This window comes from Sporomusa termitida (genome assembly GCF_007641255.1).
In the GTDB taxonomy this organism is placed as follows: Bacteria; Bacillota; Negativicutes; order Sporomusales; family Sporomusaceae; genus Sporomusa; species Sporomusa termitida.
In genome coordinates this window covers 179,845-195,773 of sequence record NZ_CP036259.1, presented here as the reverse complement: position 1 = coordinate 195,773, position 15,929 = coordinate 179,845, and the positions used below count along the sequence as shown (strand labels likewise).

15 protein-coding genes and 1 CRISPR repeat array are annotated in these 15,929 nt (G+C 49.7%); of the genes, 6 read left to right on the top strand and 9 right to left on the bottom strand.

Annotation, left to right across the window (positions count from 1 at the left end):
* Nucleotides 1–37: 37 nt before the first annotated feature.
* Entirely contained in the window at nt 38–589 is a 552-nt protein-coding gene (locus tag SPTER_RS00980; protein ID WP_144348651.1) for a flavodoxin family protein, read from the top strand.
* Between the two features lie 42 nt (nt 590–631).
* Here SPTER_RS00980 and SPTER_RS00975 read toward each other — a convergent pair whose 3' ends face one another.
* The 3 genes from SPTER_RS00975 to SPTER_RS00965 all read right to left on the bottom strand — a co-directional run bounded on the left by SPTER_RS00975 (nt 632) and on the right by SPTER_RS00965 (nt 5,095).
* The gene (locus SPTER_RS00975) at nt 632–1,414 is read right to left on the bottom strand and encodes a TonB family protein (RefSeq protein WP_144348650.1); all 783 of its coding nucleotides are present in this window, start codon (nt 1,412–1,414) and stop codon (nt 632–634) included.
* 71 nt (nt 1,415–1,485) lie between these two features.
* Nucleotides 1,486–3,609 carry a TonB-dependent receptor gene (locus SPTER_RS00970; RefSeq protein WP_246105431.1) on the bottom strand — a complete coding sequence of 708 codons (2,124 nt, stop codon included), beginning with the start codon at nt 3,607–3,609 and terminating at the stop codon, nt 1,486–1,488.
* A gap of 271 nt (nt 3,610–3,880) precedes the next feature.
* Nucleotides 3,881–5,095, bottom strand: a complete 1,215-nt coding sequence (locus SPTER_RS00965; protein ID WP_144348649.1) for an MFS transporter — start codon at nt 5,093–5,095, stop codon at nt 3,881–3,883.
* Between the two features lie 205 nt (nt 5,096–5,300).
* Between SPTER_RS00965 and SPTER_RS00960 the strand changes: the two genes are divergently transcribed.
* Complete coding sequence (locus SPTER_RS00960; RefSeq protein ID WP_144348648.1) at nt 5,301–6,194, top strand: LysR family transcriptional regulator; 894 nt, start codon at nt 5,301–5,303, stop codon at nt 6,192–6,194.
* Nucleotides 6,195–6,359: 165 nt separating this feature from the next.
* A complete protein-coding gene (locus SPTER_RS00955) occupies nt 6,360–7,349 on the top strand; it encodes a pyridoxal-phosphate dependent enzyme (protein ID WP_144348647.1) in 990 nt (329 codons plus the stop codon).
* Nucleotides 7,350–7,368: 19 nt separating this feature from the next.
* Here SPTER_RS00955 and SPTER_RS00950 read toward each other — a convergent pair whose 3' ends face one another.
* Nucleotides 7,369–8,130 (bottom strand): transposase, encoded by a 762-nt coding sequence (locus SPTER_RS00950; protein ID WP_144348646.1) that lies wholly within the window; start codon nt 8,128–8,130, stop codon nt 7,369–7,371.
* Nucleotides 8,131–8,315: 185 nt separating this feature from the next.
* Between SPTER_RS00950 and SPTER_RS00945 the strand changes: the two genes are divergently transcribed.
* The 3 genes from SPTER_RS00945 to SPTER_RS24460 all read left to right on the top strand — a co-directional run bounded on the left by SPTER_RS00945 (nt 8,316) and on the right by SPTER_RS24460 (nt 10,340).
* Entirely contained in the window at nt 8,316–9,356 is a 1,041-nt protein-coding gene (locus SPTER_RS00945) for a M48 family metallopeptidase (RefSeq protein WP_144348645.1), read from the top strand.
* 407 nt (nt 9,357–9,763) lie between these two features.
* Nucleotides 9,764–10,096: a Coenzyme F420 hydrogenase/dehydrogenase, beta subunit C-terminal domain gene (locus tag SPTER_RS00940; RefSeq protein WP_246105430.1), complete on the top strand. Its 333-nt coding sequence runs from the start codon at nt 9,764–9,766 to the stop codon at nt 10,094–10,096.
* Between the two features lie 82 nt (nt 10,097–10,178).
* A complete protein-coding gene (locus tag SPTER_RS24460) occupies nt 10,179–10,340 on the top strand; it encodes a hypothetical protein (RefSeq protein ID WP_170233087.1) in 162 nt (53 codons plus the stop codon).
* A gap of 157 nt (nt 10,341–10,497) precedes the next feature.
* A CRISPR array of direct repeats spans nt 10,498–10,792; the repeat unit is 31 nt; unit sequence GGTTTCAATTCCTCATAGGTAGCCTAAAAAC.
* Nucleotides 10,793–10,937: 145 nt separating this feature from the next.
* On the opposite strand, the gene cas2 is transcribed toward SPTER_RS24460, so the two are convergent.
* The 5 genes from cas2 to cas5 all read right to left on the bottom strand — a co-directional run bounded on the left by cas2 (nt 10,938) and on the right by cas5 (nt 15,925).
* Complete coding sequence (cas2, locus tag SPTER_RS00935; protein WP_144348643.1) at nt 10,938–11,201, bottom strand: CRISPR-associated endonuclease Cas2; 264 nt, start codon at nt 11,199–11,201, stop codon at nt 10,938–10,940.
* 61 nt (nt 11,202–11,262) lie between these two features.
* Nucleotides 11,263–12,258 carry a type I-B CRISPR-associated endonuclease Cas1b gene (cas1b, locus tag SPTER_RS00930; protein WP_144348642.1) on the bottom strand — a complete coding sequence of 332 codons (996 nt, stop codon included), beginning with the start codon at nt 12,256–12,258 and terminating at the stop codon, nt 11,263–11,265.
* Nucleotides 12,259–12,275: 17 nt separating this feature from the next.
* Nucleotides 12,276–12,785, bottom strand: coding sequence for a CRISPR-associated protein Cas4 (gene cas4 / locus SPTER_RS00925; protein WP_144348641.1), 510 nt, complete (start codon nt 12,783–12,785; stop codon nt 12,276–12,278).
* Between the two features lie 36 nt (nt 12,786–12,821).
* Nucleotides 12,822–15,251: a CRISPR-associated helicase Cas3' gene (gene cas3 / locus SPTER_RS00920; RefSeq protein WP_144348640.1), complete on the bottom strand. Its 2,430-nt coding sequence runs from the start codon at nt 15,249–15,251 to the stop codon at nt 12,822–12,824.
* Nucleotides 15,239–15,925: a CRISPR-associated protein Cas5 gene (gene cas5, locus SPTER_RS00915; RefSeq protein WP_144348639.1), complete on the bottom strand. Its 687-nt coding sequence runs from the start codon at nt 15,923–15,925 to the stop codon at nt 15,239–15,241. Before cas5 ends, cas3 begins: the two co-directional genes overlap by 13 nt.
* Nucleotides 15,926–15,929: the final 4 nt, after the last annotated feature.

The window sequence follows — 15,929 nt, the reverse complement described above, 5'->3', positions numbered from 1 at the left end:
GCAGGAAACAAATTCCATTATTAAAGGAGCGATTACTATGGGCAAAAATATTCTTGTTCTCACCGGCAGCCCCAGACAAGGCGGCAACAGCGACATGCTGGCCGATGCTTTTATTAAAGGCGCCCGGGCCGGCGGGCATACGGTAGCCAAATTCGCCACAGCAGCAAAGAAGATTGGCGGCTGCCGGGCCTGTGAGGCCTGCTGGAGCAAAAACACCGCCTGTTCGATCCAGGACGATTTTGCCGAACTGGAGCCGTTGCTGGAAAGCGCCGCTACCCTTGTGCTGGCCTCCCCCTTGTACTGGTTTGGGGTATCGTCACATTTGAAAGCGGCGATTGATAAGTTTTATGCCTATACCAGGCCTGGCTGTAAGCGGCCGCTGAAGATTAAAGAAAGCCTGCTTTTAATCTGCGGCGCCGACGAAGGCCTTGGCGTGTTTACCGGTGCCATCGAAACCTATAAGGGCATTGTCGATTATATGAAATGGCAGGATAAAGGCATACTGGCTGTCCCCAGCGTGTCCGCCAAAGGTGCTATTGTTCATACCGAGGCCCTGAAGCAGGCGGAAAAGCTGGGAGCAGAGATCTAATTGTCTTGCCCTATTGCAAGAGAATAAACGGCGGCTTTTATCTTAAGGCTGAAAATATATCTTTTTAGTAAAATACATTTTCACATTATGACTTTTGTAATAAATCGGGTCAAATTGCATGCTCCGCAGGGCCTTTAATGCGGACTCCTTAAAGCCAAGGTTGGGAACGGAATTTAATATTTCTACATTTTCCACATAGCCGTCCAAGCCCACTAAAATTTTCGCCTGGACACTTACAACACGGCTGTAGCCAATAGAACGGGCCTCTTCCGGATACTTGGCATCAGCATCGCGGATAATCGTATACGATATTCCTTCGGCCTGCAATGCCGTATAACTGCCATCGCCATTGGCCAAAAAATTGCCGTTGCCAAAAATTCCCTTGCCCGCACCCTGCCCCCCGGCTTGAGTGGCGGTTCCCGCTTCGCCACCGGTATATAGGCCTGCTGCCGCGGCTGAATTTGCGTTAGTGCCGGTTATTTCACCGGCGCCGGCATTTTTTTCTGCCGGCGGAACCGGTTCCGCTCCGTTGTCCGGCTGTATGAAGCGTTCCCTGCTTTCTGTTTCATGCCCAGGAACCGTGGTTGGTGCTGCAGCACGCCTGCCTATGACCGGAGCGGCAACATGTTGTGCCTGTTCCGCAAGGCCGCCATTGCCATCCATGCTTTCCTCGCCTACATGGATAAACTGTATATTAATTTCCCCGGTATTGTTGATTTTCGGCGGCGAAAATGGAAAACCAAGCCCGGCGAGCAAGAAAATAACCACACCATGCAGCCCTAAGGAAAACAAAAAAGATTTCTTCCAGTGTCCACATTCCACCATAACATACCACCTACTTACTATCAGTAACAATCGAAATTTAATTATCCCGTGCCTATCTTACTCCTGTTTGCCTAATTAAAAGCATATTTCAGGCCGAGATAATAAGTACGCTCAGAGCCTGGAACAATCGTGCCAAAAGAATCACCCGCATATTCATAGTACCTGCGGTTGGTAAGATTTGTTACGCCGCCATATACTTCCGTATCTTCGCTAACCTTATATTTCATATCCAGATCAACCAGCGAATGGGCCTGCATAACTCCGCCGTCCGCTTTGTCGGCATCCTTAAGAAAATTGTTGTATTTCCCGAAATAGGTATATTTAAGCCCTACCGCCAACTTATCGTCAAACGCATAATCGGCTTTCAATATGCCTTTATGCCGGGGAACCTTTTTAAGTCCACTTTTAGTCCAGTCAATAATACTCCCGTTATTTTCTTCCAGGAAATTGCGGCCGAAGCTGGTGTAATCGCTTTGTCCATGCAAATAAGCATAGCCTTCCTGCACAGCCAGCTTGCCAAAGCTTTGGCGCAGGGAAAGTTCCAGGCCTTTACGCTTGGTTTGCAGCATATTAAGCGTCTGCATCGTCAGCGACCCGTTGGCATCAAAAAGGTATAGACGATTCATTTGGTTGTCCGTATTGGAATGGAACAGAGTCAGATTAACAGTGGATATGCCAAGCTTATCCCGCAAGCCAATTTCATAGAGATCAAAAATTTCATCTTTGGCCGCGGTGCCAACGTATTTTTTGCTGCCATTAACCCTTACTTCGTCCGTAATCTGGATTCCGTCCGGCGTGGTATAGCCTCTTTCATACCGGGCATAAACCCGGCCCGTATCATTGTAATGGTAAGCCAGCGACAGCTCTTTAGCCGTATTCCAACGCTCGGAGGTTCCTGCCCCGTCAATGTTATTGCCAACTTTATCAAAATTCCAGTCTATTTTCTCTCGCCGCAGCCCCTGCGTGAACGTGTATTTTCCCCTGGTTGCATTATGTAACAGATAAGCTGCATTCGTTTTTTTATTATAATTAAAAGATAAAGGAACTGCCCGATAAGTCTTCTGGGCCGAACTGACAAGCTTATAGTCGTTATAGCCAATCTCTGCCGTTTGTTCGTAAATATCCAGCCCAAACAGCAGGTTGCCTTTTTCGCTATAGGCATGGTCAAATTTAAGTCTTGCCCCTTTGGTTTCATGATCCATTCTTTTATCTTCATACTTGCTGTTCATGAAATCGCCGGTATTGTAAAAAAGATCGCTGCTGAATTTCCACGTTCTGCTTAAATTCTTTTGATAGCCAAGGTTGTATGAATCCATTGACCTGTCGGCAAATAAATAGGGCCTCCTTGTTGCCGTTATTTTGTGTCCGTCCGCATCCAAACCAATGGTATAGGTTTCATAATCAGGCACATAGCCTCTTCCCGCCTGCGCCACTTTGTAGGGCTGGATATTGGCAATATACTGACCTTCTTCCGCCAGATGGCTCATCCGAAACGTTATTCGCTGACCCTCGCCGGCGTCATACTGAACGCCGGCGGAAAAATACTCGCTGTCCTTATACGTATCTTTAAAATATAAATCCCTGTCCTGCTTGAAATAGCCGATTTCTGTCGTCAGTTTATCATTGATTTTCTCACCGTAATTGAAATTGAGGCGATAGCCATCTGTATTCCATTCTGACGAAATTGTCTTGTTCTGTTTATTCATACTGCGCAGATTCGTCGTGATATTGATAATTCCGCCGGCAGCGCCCGAGCCGTAAAGAACCGAACCGCCGCCGAGAATGATTTCAATTTTTTCAATCTGCTCAATCGGAACAACGTCATAATTTGTGCTTAACGGATGACTGACAAAGGTTGTGATCGGCGCTCCATCCAGCAAAACCTGGATATTTCTTACCGACTGGTCCGATCCCTGCCCGCGAATATCAATGTCGCCCAAACCCGTTGCCCCTACGGAGATGCTCGGGATATCTTTTAAAACATCGGAGACCCCCTTATAGCCTTTTTCCCGGATCTCTTCCTTTTTGATGACAATAATTTGTTTAGTATCTCTTAAACGCTCAATCTCCACGTAATCCGGATTCACATATAAATCCTGCAGTTCAATCGTTGTTTCTTCTGCAGAAGCCGGCGACACCGGTCCGCAAATCCCCATCATGATGGCTGCCGCAAGAACTACCATCTTTCTTTTCATAATATACCTCCTGTATGGTCTACCCTTTTAATTATCATGCTTCGGTTACACGACCGTTCCGGCTTTAAACAATTCACGCTGCCGCTTTAGTTTAGCCGGCATCAGTGACCCTGGACCAGCAAACTCATTTATCATAGCCATTTTTTTACAAAACAAAAAAGCCCCCTCTCTACGCTAAGTTAGTGAAGGAGCTCCCGGCCCTCTATGTCCTTAATTAAATAATACATGAAATTGATAATCATTGTCAATTGATTGTTGAAAAAATTTCACCCTATCTTAATTGAGGATAAACGGCAGCCTCCTTTTTCCTGGTATATAAGAATAATACAGCCAACAGCAACAAAGCCAGCAGCAAAGCCGCGACCGTCAGGGCCACAATGCCGTTCCAGCCATACTCGCCCAGGAACTGCCCGCCCCAGGCGCCAATCACACTGGCCCCTGTATAGTGGAAAAGCAAATACAAGGAGGAAGCGGCGGCCTTATCGTTGCCGGCACACTGCCCTACCCAGCTGCTGACCACAGAATAGCAGCCGAAAAAACCAAACGTGAACACCGCCACCCCGCCAATTTTCAAAGCCAGACCAGTGCCTGACGAAATCAGGCCGCCTGTTGCCATAATGCCAATAGCCAGCAGCAAGACCCTGGCCCTGCCGCAGGTAATGGCCAGACGCCCCAGCCAGGTTGAGCTAAAGGTACCGACCAGATAAATGACAAAAATCAGGCCCACAACCGTATGACTTAAGTTGTAAGGCGGCGCCATCAACGGGTAGCCAATATAATTATAGACCGTAACAAAGCTGCCCATTACCAGAAAACCAATCAGATTAAGCAGCAGCAACGGCGGCTTTCTGATCGTGTTCCCCATTACCCTGAGGATTGTCAGCACCGCTCGGGGCCGGGGCGAAAAATTATGCGAATCCGGCAGTGTAAACCAAAACCACAGCCCGGCGGCCAAACAGATAAAGCCCAGGCTCAGCATTGCACTCTGCCAGGAAAAAAAATCGGTCACAGCCCCGACGACCATCCTGCCGGTCAACCCGCCGACAGAATTGCCGCTAATATAAATGCCCATGACCAGGCCGCTGATGGCAGGATCAAACTCTTCCGCAATATAAGCCATGGCGATGGCCGGAAAACCGGCCACCATGATTCCCTGTACGGCCCGCAGTACCAGCAGCCAGGTAAAATTGGGACTAAAGCCGATAAAGACCTGCAGCACCGCGGTGGCCAGCAGGGAGCCGCCCATGATCACCTTGCGTCCTCTGGCATCAGAAAGCCAGGAGGCAATCAGCATAAAAACCGCCATAAAGCCGGTTGCCAGCGAAACAGACAGACTGGCGGCCGCCGGGCTGACCTGAAACTGCTCGGAAAACAGCGGAATGAGCGGCTGCGTACTGTAAAGGCAGGCAAAAGTCACAAAGCTGCCTAAAAAAAGGGCGGAAATGGTCGGCCAAGGAATTTGATTTTTATCTTGAATAGACTGCATAGTATATTCCTCTCCCCCAACAATAACTGAACTTCTTCTCTTATAATAACCGCCCTATTGCCATCTGTCCAATGCATCATTTTAATAAAATCGATGCATTTCAGATCATAAAATTTTGCCGTCAGTTAGTTGACGCTGTCAGGGAACCGGGTTATGATAATCCATATATAACCAATAGCCTGTTGACAAAGGTGGTTTAACATCCATGGAGTGGCATCAACTGGAATACTTTCTGACTGTTGCTCAATTGCAGCACTTCACGCGGGCAGCCGGGCAGCTTTCCATCTCCCAGCCGGCATTAAGCCGCTCTATTGCCAGGCTGGAAGCTGAACTGGGAGTGCCTTTATTCGAGCGGCGGGGCAAAAATATCAGGTTAAACCAGTTTGGCAAAATTTTTTTACAACACATTAGCCAGGCCATGCAGGAAATCCGCGCAGCCAAACGGGAAATCGAAAGCATTATCCATCCTGATCAGGGAACCGTTTCCCTGGCCTTTCTACATTCCCAGGGGGCCCATATTGTGCCTGACCTCCTGGGCCGGTTTCGCGCTGTACACCCCAATATCCGGTTCAGGCTCTATCAGAATCCTTCCTACCTATTGCTGGAGCAATTGGAGGCCGGCGATATTGATCTGTGCCTGTCCACGCCGCCGGGCAGCAGGGAGGATATGGAATGGACCCCGTTATATACGGAAGAATTATTTGTTGTTGTGCCTGCCGACCACCGGCTGGCCGGGCGAAAAAGCATTGCCCTGGCCGCAATCGCCCCCGAACCCATTATCACCCTGAAAAGCAATTTCAGCCTGCGGATTTTAACAGACCAGCTGTTCCGGGAAGCACGGCTGACGCCTGATATCACCTTTGAGGGGGAGGAGATTCCCACTGTCGCCGGCCTGGTGGAAGCCGGACTTGGCGTGGCTGTTATTCCCCGCCTGCCTGGGCTCAGCAACAGCCGGCTGGCCTTTTTGCCGATCTCTTCCCCGCCCTGCTACCGGACAATCGGCTTAGCCTGGATTAAGGGCCGCTATGCCGCCCCGGCCACCCTGCAATTCCGCGATTTTGTGCTCAGTTCGTTTCCGGCAAACCCGGACAAGCGGTAAACTGCTTAGCAGTCTGACACTAATGCCGCCGGGGATATTCAACCCTAAGCGTAACGCTATAGCAATTACGCAAACCAACCAGGCTGAGACCCCGTTGCCCGTAAAAGGCAATAAAAAAGCACGATACCTATCGTACCTGATCAATATAGCAAAGGAGCATGCTGAATGAACTTTTACTGTGCGGACTGCGGTCAGCAGTATCCGCTGGCCGGCCTGGATTACCAGTGCCGGTGCGGCGGCCTCTTTAACCTGATGAAAGCGCCGGGGGAAACGGTCAGGACCCGCGTGTCCCTGGGGGAAATGCCCACCCCTGTCCTGAGAAGAAAACTGCTGCATACGGAAGTGTACCTGAAACTGGATTATCTGCAGCCAACCGGCTCTTTTAAGGACCGCGGCGCGTTCACACTGATTAACAAACTCCAGGAACTCGGTATCCGGGAGGTGGTGGAGGACTCTTCCGGCAATGCCGGGGCCGCTATCGCCGGCTACTGTGCCGCCGCCGGCATCAAATGCAGCATTTACCTGCCGGCCGACACCTCGGCCGGTAAAATTAAACAGGCCGCGGCCTATAAGGCCAACATTGTCAAAGTGCCGGGAACGCGTGACGATACGGCCCGGGCGATTTTACAAGCCGCCCAAACCGCTTACTACGCCTCCCATGTATATAATCCGCTGTTTTTCGAGGGAACGAAATCCCTGGCTTACGAAATTTGGGAGCAGATCGGCGTCCCTGATTATATTTTTGTGCCGGCCGGCAACGGCACCATGCTGCTCGGCGCCTATATCGGCTTCAGGGAGCTGGGCAGGCTGCCCCGGATTATCGCCGTGCAAAGCCGGAACTGCGCTCCGGTTGTGAGCCGTTTCCATGGCCATCCGGCCGAAGACTTCGCGCCGACGGTGGCCGAGGGCATTGCCATCCGGGAACCCCGGCGTTTGCACGAAATGATTGCGGCCGTGAAGGCCAGCAACGGCGATTTTATTGCCGTTGGCGATGAGCAGGTGCTGGCAGCCCAGGCCAGGCTGGGCGCAATGGGGATCTATGTGGAGCCTACGGCCGGCGTAACTGTCGCCGGTATGCTTCAGTACTTCGCAACAGGGCATGATAAGGACCTAAAAATCGTCGTCCCCCTAACAGGCAGCGGCTTAAAAAAATAGGTGCCGTCCAAGGCCTGACTCAGGCTTTCCAGACCCGTGTGGCCGCCAGGCCTGTAATGCGGGCCAGCTGACGGATTTTTGCGCCTTCCACCGCTTTCAACGCCCGCAGGATCGCATCCTGTTGTTCTCTGGTTTGCCGGGCGACCTGGATAGGCTCAATGCCAAATTGCTGCCTGATCATATTGCGGAAATCATCATCACTCACGCTGATTTTGCTGGCAGGAAGTTCAAGGCAGCTGTCGCTGTTGGCGGTGTTCGAAAACCGCACAAAGCGCGCAATCGCCGCGGCGGTCGTGTCTGCGAACATAGCTAGGGCATATTCCCGGTCCACAAACTGCTTGTCGCCGGTATATTCATGATAACTACTCCAGCGATAAGCAGCCGCATCGCCGACAATTTTGGCCTGGACCGGGTTCTGGTGGATATATCGCAAAACCGTCAGGAAATAGCTGTCGGTGTCTACAGGCTCACTCTTAAACCGCTCCTGAAATAAGTGGCCGCACCGGTCATGCCGGCCGTTATACCAGATCACGTAGCTGGAACTCAGCCGCTGGACCATCCGCCCCAGAGGCTCCCGGCCGGTCTGCAGCAGAATATGGATATGATTATCCATCAGACAGTAGGCAAAAATCCGGCATTGGCTGATTTCCTTGCATTTTACGAGCGATTCAAGGAATTTCAGCCGGTCTTCGTCCTCTTCAAAAATACTCTGCCGGTTAATCCCCCGCAGTAAGATATGATAGATGCCGCTGCTGCTTTTTTCTCTCGGCTTTCTGGCCATAACCCTCACCTCTGGCCAAATTATACCATGGCCGGTTAACCAAAACAATTCCCTGTCCCCCTGTTTTTTTCGCTGTCAGGGGGGAATCTTTTGTACCTTCCAGAATTTAAAAACAGGATTTTATAACAATTAGGTCGAACTACCTATTAAAACCCAAATATGTTAGATAACTGGGGGGACTGGTGATGACGCTTTATCTCCGCCGGATCACAGGCCTCCTGATCTGTTTTGTCATTATGATCAATATATACGGCTTGCCGCTGGCGGCGGCCGCGATCATCAGCACAAATCAGGAGATATCGATCGGCGCGAAGGTTGCCGAGCAACTGGAAAAAAAGCACGGGCTGGTTGATGATGCCGCCCTGCAGGCACGGATAGCCCGGATTGGCACCAGACTGGTGGCCGTATCGGAACGTAAAGACTTAACATATTCCTTTAAAGTGCTTAACTCCAAAGACGTGAACGCACTGGCGGCGCCGGGAGGCTTTGTTTACATATTTAAAGGTCTAGTAGATTATATGCCGTCCGATGAGGAGCTGGCCGGGGTCATTGGCCATGAAATCGGACATATTGTCAGACGCCACAGTGTGAAACAAATTGAAAAATCCCTGGCTGTCAGTGTGTTATTCGGGGCTGCCTTCGGTGACCGCGGACCGCTATTGCAAAACCTTGCGCAAAATGCCATTATGGCCGGGTACAGCCGTAAAGACGAACGGGAAGCCGACCAGCAGGGCTTTAAGCAAACTCATCTGGCCGGTTATAACCCCTACAGCATGCTGCTCACCCTGCAAAAACTCGATGATCTGCCCAACAAAGGCTCCTACGGGCTGTTCTCCAGCCATCCCGAACCGGGAGCCCGCGTAAAGCTGGTCCAAAAGTATATGAAGGATGCTAAGATTACCCCCGAGGTGATTACAGACGGCAAAAAAGCCGAAGTGGTCGATAATGGCTGGCGGCTGCCGGCCTTCACTGTCAGCCTCAATGGGTATAAGCCGCTTTACCGTGCTTACTTTACAGCCGGCGCCCTGTACCTGGCAGCAGCCGATCCAGGGTTTAGCAGCAGCCGTTTTACTGTTACCCACACCGCTGCCGGGGCTGTCATCTATTACAAAGACCAAAAAATCACCACCCTCAGCCCCGAGGACGCAGCCGCCCGCGGCCTGACGCTGAACCAACTGACCAATGAGTTCATAAGCAAGCTGAAGGAATGGGCGCCCAAACGCTAAAAGGCCGCCGGCTGAGAAAAAATATGAGCTGCGCTTAACGGCGCAAGTCCCCTTCCGGTTTTTGTTTTAAGCCGGAAGGGACTTTTTAATTTTAATAGGAGATAGTTGTAGTTTGACCATACTACAACTATCTCCTTTCTGTTCCAGCAATATGCTTAAAGCTAAAACACTCTCCCTGTCCCTGCGTTTCTACGAGGCTGCAGAGGCGCATGGTTCTTTTACCGGCACCCCGTGCTAGGCAGCGGGCTTGCGCGGCTTTCTGGGCCCATCACCGTTTATGGAGCGGTTGTATCTTTGCGATTTGATCTGTCACAGTATTCCCAGCCCGTTAATCTGGGAAGAATATAAGGGGTTTCTTTACTACCGACAAAAGCCCAGAAATCCATGAGGATGACCGGTTTCACCGGTTGTTCATTACAGTTGGTACTATCGCCCGCCCTTGCTGCTCGCAGTGCCGTTTTACCGATATTCACCGTGTTGCCGATCTGACGATGGCCGATTATTTCGGGATCGAGAAATACAGCCCGGCATGGTTTGACCTCTTGGGGGTGTCGGTGATTTTGGTAAACTCGCCGCAAGGGGCAGCCCTGTTTGCGCAGTGCCGGCAAGACCTGCATACGGAAGAGCGGCCCAAGGAAGAAACACTGAACGACAAAAACGTCTGCGTGAACCCGCCCCCTTGCCTGAAAACCGCAGCCTGTTTTGGGAGGATTACCGACGTTTCGGCTATGAATATGTGATTGGGAAACTGGAATAACAAGTTCGCCGGCCTCTTCTTGCTCTCATGTTTCAGCGAAGAACCAACGGCCCCACACTGCTTCATTGGAAGGAAAACCAATGCGCGCCTGCAGCTCTGTCTGTATTATCATCGTAGTATTTATACTTATTGACCAGTGCTATAGCGGCCTCAACTGGGAGCGACTCTTTATCGGCGGCTTTATTGGCACTGCCATTTGGACAGACTGCAGCCGCTGGCTGCGTTAAAGCTAAGAAAAATGAAAGACTAAATAAACAGCGCCCCATCCAGAGGACAGGCTGCAAAACAGTGGAAGCCAGGAAAGCCGCTTTAGCCGCCTAATCGGCGGCAATTGCTTTTGCTGCAACAAAATCGCGCCGATAAGCTATCCTTTAAGCAATACGGGTTTTTAAATCCTCGTAGGTAGCCTAAAAACGGAATTATTACTGGCCAGCTTTAGCACATATAGGAGAAGTTTCAATTCCTCATAGGTAGCCTAAAAACCAGAGCTTTGATCTTCCCGGCCTTTTCCTTACTAAGTTTCAATTCCTCATAGGTAGCCTAAAAACAATCCAATGCTTTCGCGGTATCCACTGTTCAGAAAGGTTTCAATTCCTCATAGGTAGCCTAAAAACAGACCTATGTACTATATGTGGTAAGCCTTACACCGGTTTCAATTCCTCATAGGTAGCCTAAAAACCCATTTCTACCGCATAAAATAAGACTTTTTAATAGTCCCATTGAAAAACATACAACACTTTCTAGCCGCAAACCTGCTGTTTAGGCCAAATCTGCTGTCGTCGATCTCCAGGCATTTTTACGCTATTACCGATCGACGACAAGTTTTAGATAATCAAATCCTGCCCGCCTTTACGCAACCCCATAATTTGACGGTCGGAATAACGGGTGCTTCTTAAAGTATAAAAAATAACCGAATCTTCGTCAGGCACAATAATCTTGTCTAGTTCCATTTTAAGCTTAGTCAAATTCGCCTCCGATATCTCCCCTTCAAAAACCGAATTTTGTACCCAGTTCAGATATTTACGGCATCGCTTCAGTGCCTTTACCACACGCTTTTCACCTACATCATATACCACAATAACAAACATAGCTATACCTCATATCAATCTTTTACAAAGTCCATTAAACTATTTACAACTCTATTTGACATTACCATTGCGTAACAAAAGGTTCATAAACACTTTCTCCCATCAGATGTTTCTCTAATTTGTATAATTCAAGCCGCATCAACCTTCGGTAGGATACAGGATTGCCAATCCCCCGATGGGTAATCGTCGTTTTGAGCCGGTTTTCCAGTTCCTCAACAAACACACGCCGCCCATTTTCCTTCAGCATCAGCCCGCCTGAGTCTTTTTTAAAGTCCCTCTTGCTAATCATCTTCTTGCCAATCAAAGTGAAAATAACCCTGTCAACCAGAATGGGCTTAAATATTTCAGCAATATCCAGATTCAGGCTGAATCTCCGGAAATTCGTCGCATGCAGATAGCCGATGCGGGGATCGAGATGGGTTTTGTAAATCTCGCTTAACACCGTTGAATAAACAATGGAGTTGCCAAAGCTGATCAATGTGTTCATCGCATTTTGAGGCGGTCGCTTGGATCTTCCTTCAAAAACAAACTCACTCTGCCCATGAATCACATCAAAAGCCTTGTAATAATACTCCCTGATATTCCCCTCAATGCCCATTAATACCGAAATATCGCACGTTTCCTTTATTTTGGTGCTAAGTTCCTCAATCTCCTGCAGTTGCCGCCCTACTTCTTTATCCCGGTTTTGATAGTATTTCAAAACCTGCCGGATATTCTGAGCTGCGCCGGTGACAAATTTTTGTGCCAGGCTAACTCTGGACTCCATGTTCAGATAAGCCTCCGCCTGCCGCAAAATCATATACCCTGAATTATAGTGCTCGCGGGGATAAAATGTCCCACTGTAATAGCCGTAATTATTAAAATAATGAACGATGATTTCTTGTTGAGAACAAAATTCCAGAAACCGTTTATTAATATCAACCTCCCCGAATACCATAAGCTCGGCGGTATCCTCAACCGGAATATATTTTTGCTCCCCCTCCTCATTCATAAAAAAGATGGTATTATCCTTCCGCCTTAACTGCCCGTTGGAAAAGATATACAATGTCTTTTTCATTGATCTGCCCCCTTCTCTTAGGCCCAGCAAAACTCTTTGTACGCACAGTTTTTACATAGCCCTATTTTTCGCGCCTGCGGCGGCCGGCTTTCCGCCGCAATACAATGAATTGCCGCGATAGCCTTCATTAACTCCTTTTCTATGTCCGCTGTTAATGTAACTGATTCTTTTTTCTTTTCTTTCGGAAAAAGCAACTCCCCGGTGGCTTCAATACCCCGCCGTTTGAGTTCTGCTAGATAAAAAGCCAATTGCATCCGGGCGCTTTTTAGGTATTTGGAGCTTTTCTTCACCTCCCCAATCACCAGGCCCTCTTTATCCTGGCGCACAATATCCAGACGGATGTTACCTAAAGAAATCTCCTTGCTCTTATCCCGGCCATATGTCATCTCATGAATAAAGCGTCCAAGGTCCATATTGGCGTCATCTTCATCCGGATTAACCTGATGCAGCATAAGCCAGACCTCCCGGGGACAGCAGTAATAGTACCAGATATGCGTGCCGGTGATATTAAATTCAAAGTCGTCCACGCTTTCCTTCACCTGCCTGTTGTGTAACTTTGCGGCCTATATAAATTGATCGAAACCTTCCACATTCCGTTTTGCTAATCCGGCCACAGGATCGTAATCACTATTATTGAGCAGGCAAGGTATCCGGTTGGCAAGATACGGCTCCTTACCTACCAGGGAAAAGGCCAGTTTGGCCGGAACATTAACCACATAGTGGTTCATCAGAATCATAAATTCTTTCTTGCTCTGAAATGACATTTTCGAATAATAATCCCGATCCTCATAGAGTTCATAAATGCGCGCCGGCGAATCAAGCTGCAAACGGCGCTGCAGTTCTACAAACCGTTCGGGAAAACAAATTGCATCACCCTCGCCCGCCTGCCAGGGTACAAACACCGGTAATTTATAATAATCCTCGCCAAAAGGTTTAAACTGCTGCCCCAGTGCAGGCCAGTCACCTTCATAGGCAGCCTGAATGGCTTGTTTACCTGTCTCGTAGGAATTACGGGCAAACATTCTTTGATAATATACCTTTATAAGTTCAAGCAGTTCTGATTCCAGCCATACCTCTTTTTCTTGTAACAGATTATCGGTCAGTCTCTGCAAACACACATCATAAATGCTGCTCCGGGTGTTTTTCTCCCCATTCCGTAAAAACAGCATCAAGGTCAGAAGCCCTAAATCACCAACAAAGTTCCGGTTAACCCGTCCGGCGGCCTGTACGATCGAAGGCAGGACCGGCAGGGCCCGCATGATATGGTTAAAGCTCAGATCAACGCCGGCTTCAATGATTTGCGTGGAGACCACATACAAACGTTCCGGCTTTTCCCTGTTAGGGAACCTTTTAATCTTTTCAATTTCCACCCGTTTATGAAGGGGAATCATCAGTCCGTGCAGGAACTTTAACGCCGAACCTTCCACCTTGGCCGCCAGTTTTTTATACACCAGATAGGCGTCTGTAATCGTATTTAAAATAGCCGCCTGCGATAAATTGTTTTTGCCCGGTAAATAGCCGGTTAAATAATCGGCAACCGCTTGCTCATCCATCTCGCCCGCTTGCTTAACCTGATAGCGTTCGAGTCTCTCAACAGGTTTAACGGCCAGGCAGCCAGGCAGGTTTTGCTTGGACAGACCATAGGCAAAAGGCGGCATAGTCGCAGACAAAAAGATGATACGCAGGTTATACAGCTCCGCCAGCGACTCCAGGCCGCATAAAAAAACGTTCCAGCTGGCTGCGGCAAAAATCTGCGGTTCATCAATAATCACCACACTGTTGTGCAAAAAGGCCCGCCGCAGAGTATCCTGGGCTCGCCCCGGAAACAAGGCTTTCGACCATTGCTGGAAGCTGGTGCAAACAATAGGACTGGCCCAGGCCTCCATGATTAGTTGTCCGGAATGCAGCTTTCCTTCCTCCTCTACCGCTTCCATTTCCTTATCTGCCTGTTCAGTCTGATCAATAGGCAGAACAGCTAAAGAATGGTGTTCCAGCACCGAAGCCTGTAGTACGGTTTCAATCACACTGCTGGTTTGCTCCAGGATAGACAGATAGGGAGCCACATAAATAATTTTTTCATACCCCTGCTCCTTCCCCAGCCAGATCGCCAGCCGCAAAGCGGTGATTGTCTTGCCGTAACCGGTCGGCATCTCCAATGTATACACACGGCGCCAGGGATCACCGGCCAGCTGACTGAGGATTTGCCGCTGCGCATTATTGCGGACAACCGCCATGGAGTTATCGCCAGCCGCCTGACAAAAATCGTCAAGCAACCGGTCATGCCTGGCATGGTCCTGCTTATGGAAGCTGCCCCCTTCTGTCGGTGTAACATGAAAACGGTCCCCGGCGATCAGGGCAGTAGTCATTTCCCGCCAGCAGCTTAATTGCTTCATTAATTCCAGGGGGCTAGCAGAATACCCGGCATCCAGCCTATCTGCCGCATCTTTCTTAATGTGATACAGGTCTTTTGCCCATTGCACCAGGGGCTCTGCCGCTAGGTGCGGTATGGTAAACTCAGGATAGACTTGCCGGAGAAAAGCTGCCATGCCCGGTAAGTCCATTTTATCCCACTGCCCGGCCCGCAGCCACTGTTCTTCACCAAAGCGTTTTAAAGCGCCATGGTGATCGGCAATATCCCTGATTAACCACAGCCAGATGCCGGCATATTCGGGCCACCGCTTTTCAGCCTGCAGCCAATGATAACCCAAATAGGAAAAAAGAAAAGCCCCCTCCGGGGCGTGATTAGGCCCCCGGCCACGCTTGCCTCTGATATATAGCTGCCACTGGACATGGGATTTTACCAGGTCATGACAAATTCCGGCCAAACCGGCCAGCCGGATACTCAGTTGATCCTTGGCAAAGGGGGATCTGCCTTGCTTTAACCTGGTTTCGACCGCAGCCCTTACGCCCAGCAAATGGTCTGTCAGCCAGTTCTGGTTTCCCTGCTCCTCCGGTCGGGCGATGCATTGGGCAAAGGGAACTAAATCAGGCATATGAACTCCTCCCCGAATTTGGCCAGCATAAGCTCAGGTGACGCATCCGCCCTGGGGATAAATGTTATTGATTTTCCATCCTTTTCATAGAGAAAATCAACTGATTTTTCAAAGGTGCGGCCACCTTTATAGTGCCGTAAATAGCCGCCGGCCCGGCAATAGTAACGGTCGGTCTTTAAAGAAATCTCCCTGATCAGCGCGGTCGGCACAACTGATTTACTCTCAATTTCCTGTTCTGCGGCCGCCGCCCGGACCACCTCCGGATAAATCCGGTGTAGTACCGGTTTTGTCAGTGCATAAGCGGCTCCCAGATAGGTCGTATATACAGACCGCTCCTCAGCCAGCGCTGTTGCCAGTTGCTCCGTATATTCTTCGCCGGTATAGTAAATGCGGTAAGCCGGATTGACCAAGAGTTCAATGGTGGTGGGCCGGTTGAAAGCCGCCCCGGTACCCTTGCCCAGCATGGACATCTGTTGGGCTACCGTCCGCACCGGGCGCAACAGTTCGATCCCTACCTGATCGGCAGTCACAAAATCCTCAACGCCCAGGATCGCGCCCACCAGGCCTTTGGCGGCAGTAGGCGTGATAAAAGGGTAGGTCATTTGCGTTGCCGTTGTATCCGGGCGGCGAAAATGGCCGATACTTCCCCTGACATCAAATGCTAGTCCTTTCATGGTC

Coding starts and splice junctions, on each gene's coding strand:
- SPTER_RS00975 (WP_144348650.1), bottom strand. CDS start 1,414: ATGGTGGAATGTGGACACTGGAAGAAATCTTTTTTGTTTTCCTTAGGG.
- cas2 (WP_144348643.1), bottom strand. CDS start 11,201: ATGTTTGTTATTGTGGTATATGATGTAGGTGAAAAGCGTGTGGTAAAG.
- SPTER_RS00955 (WP_144348647.1), top strand. CDS start 6,360: ATGAACTTTTACTGTGCGGACTGCGGTCAGCAGTATCCGCTGGCCGGC.
- SPTER_RS00965 (WP_144348649.1), bottom strand. CDS start 5,095: ATGCAGTCTATTCAAGATAAAAATCAAATTCCTTGGCCGACCATTTCC.
- SPTER_RS00960 (WP_144348648.1), top strand. CDS start 5,301: ATGGAGTGGCATCAACTGGAATACTTTCTGACTGTTGCTCAATTGCAG.
- cas5 (WP_144348639.1), bottom strand. CDS start 15,925: ATGAAAGGACTAGCATTTGATGTCAGGGGAAGTATCGGCCATTTTCGC.
- SPTER_RS00950 (WP_144348646.1), bottom strand. CDS start 8,130: ATGGCCAGAAAGCCGAGAGAAAAAAGCAGCAGCGGCATCTATCATATC.
- SPTER_RS00945 (WP_144348645.1), top strand. CDS start 8,316: ATGACGCTTTATCTCCGCCGGATCACAGGCCTCCTGATCTGTTTTGTC.
- SPTER_RS00970 (WP_246105431.1), bottom strand. CDS start 3,609: ATGAAAAGAAAGATGGTAGTTCTTGCGGCAGCCATCATGATGGGGATT.
- SPTER_RS00980 (WP_144348651.1), top strand. CDS start 38: ATGGGCAAAAATATTCTTGTTCTCACCGGCAGCCCCAGACAAGGCGGC.
- cas3 (WP_144348640.1), bottom strand. CDS start 15,251: ATGCCTGATTTAGTTCCCTTTGCCCAATGCATCGCCCGACCGGAGGAG.
- cas1b (WP_144348642.1), bottom strand. CDS start 12,258: ATGAAAAAGACATTGTATATCTTTTCCAACGGGCAGTTAAGGCGGAAG.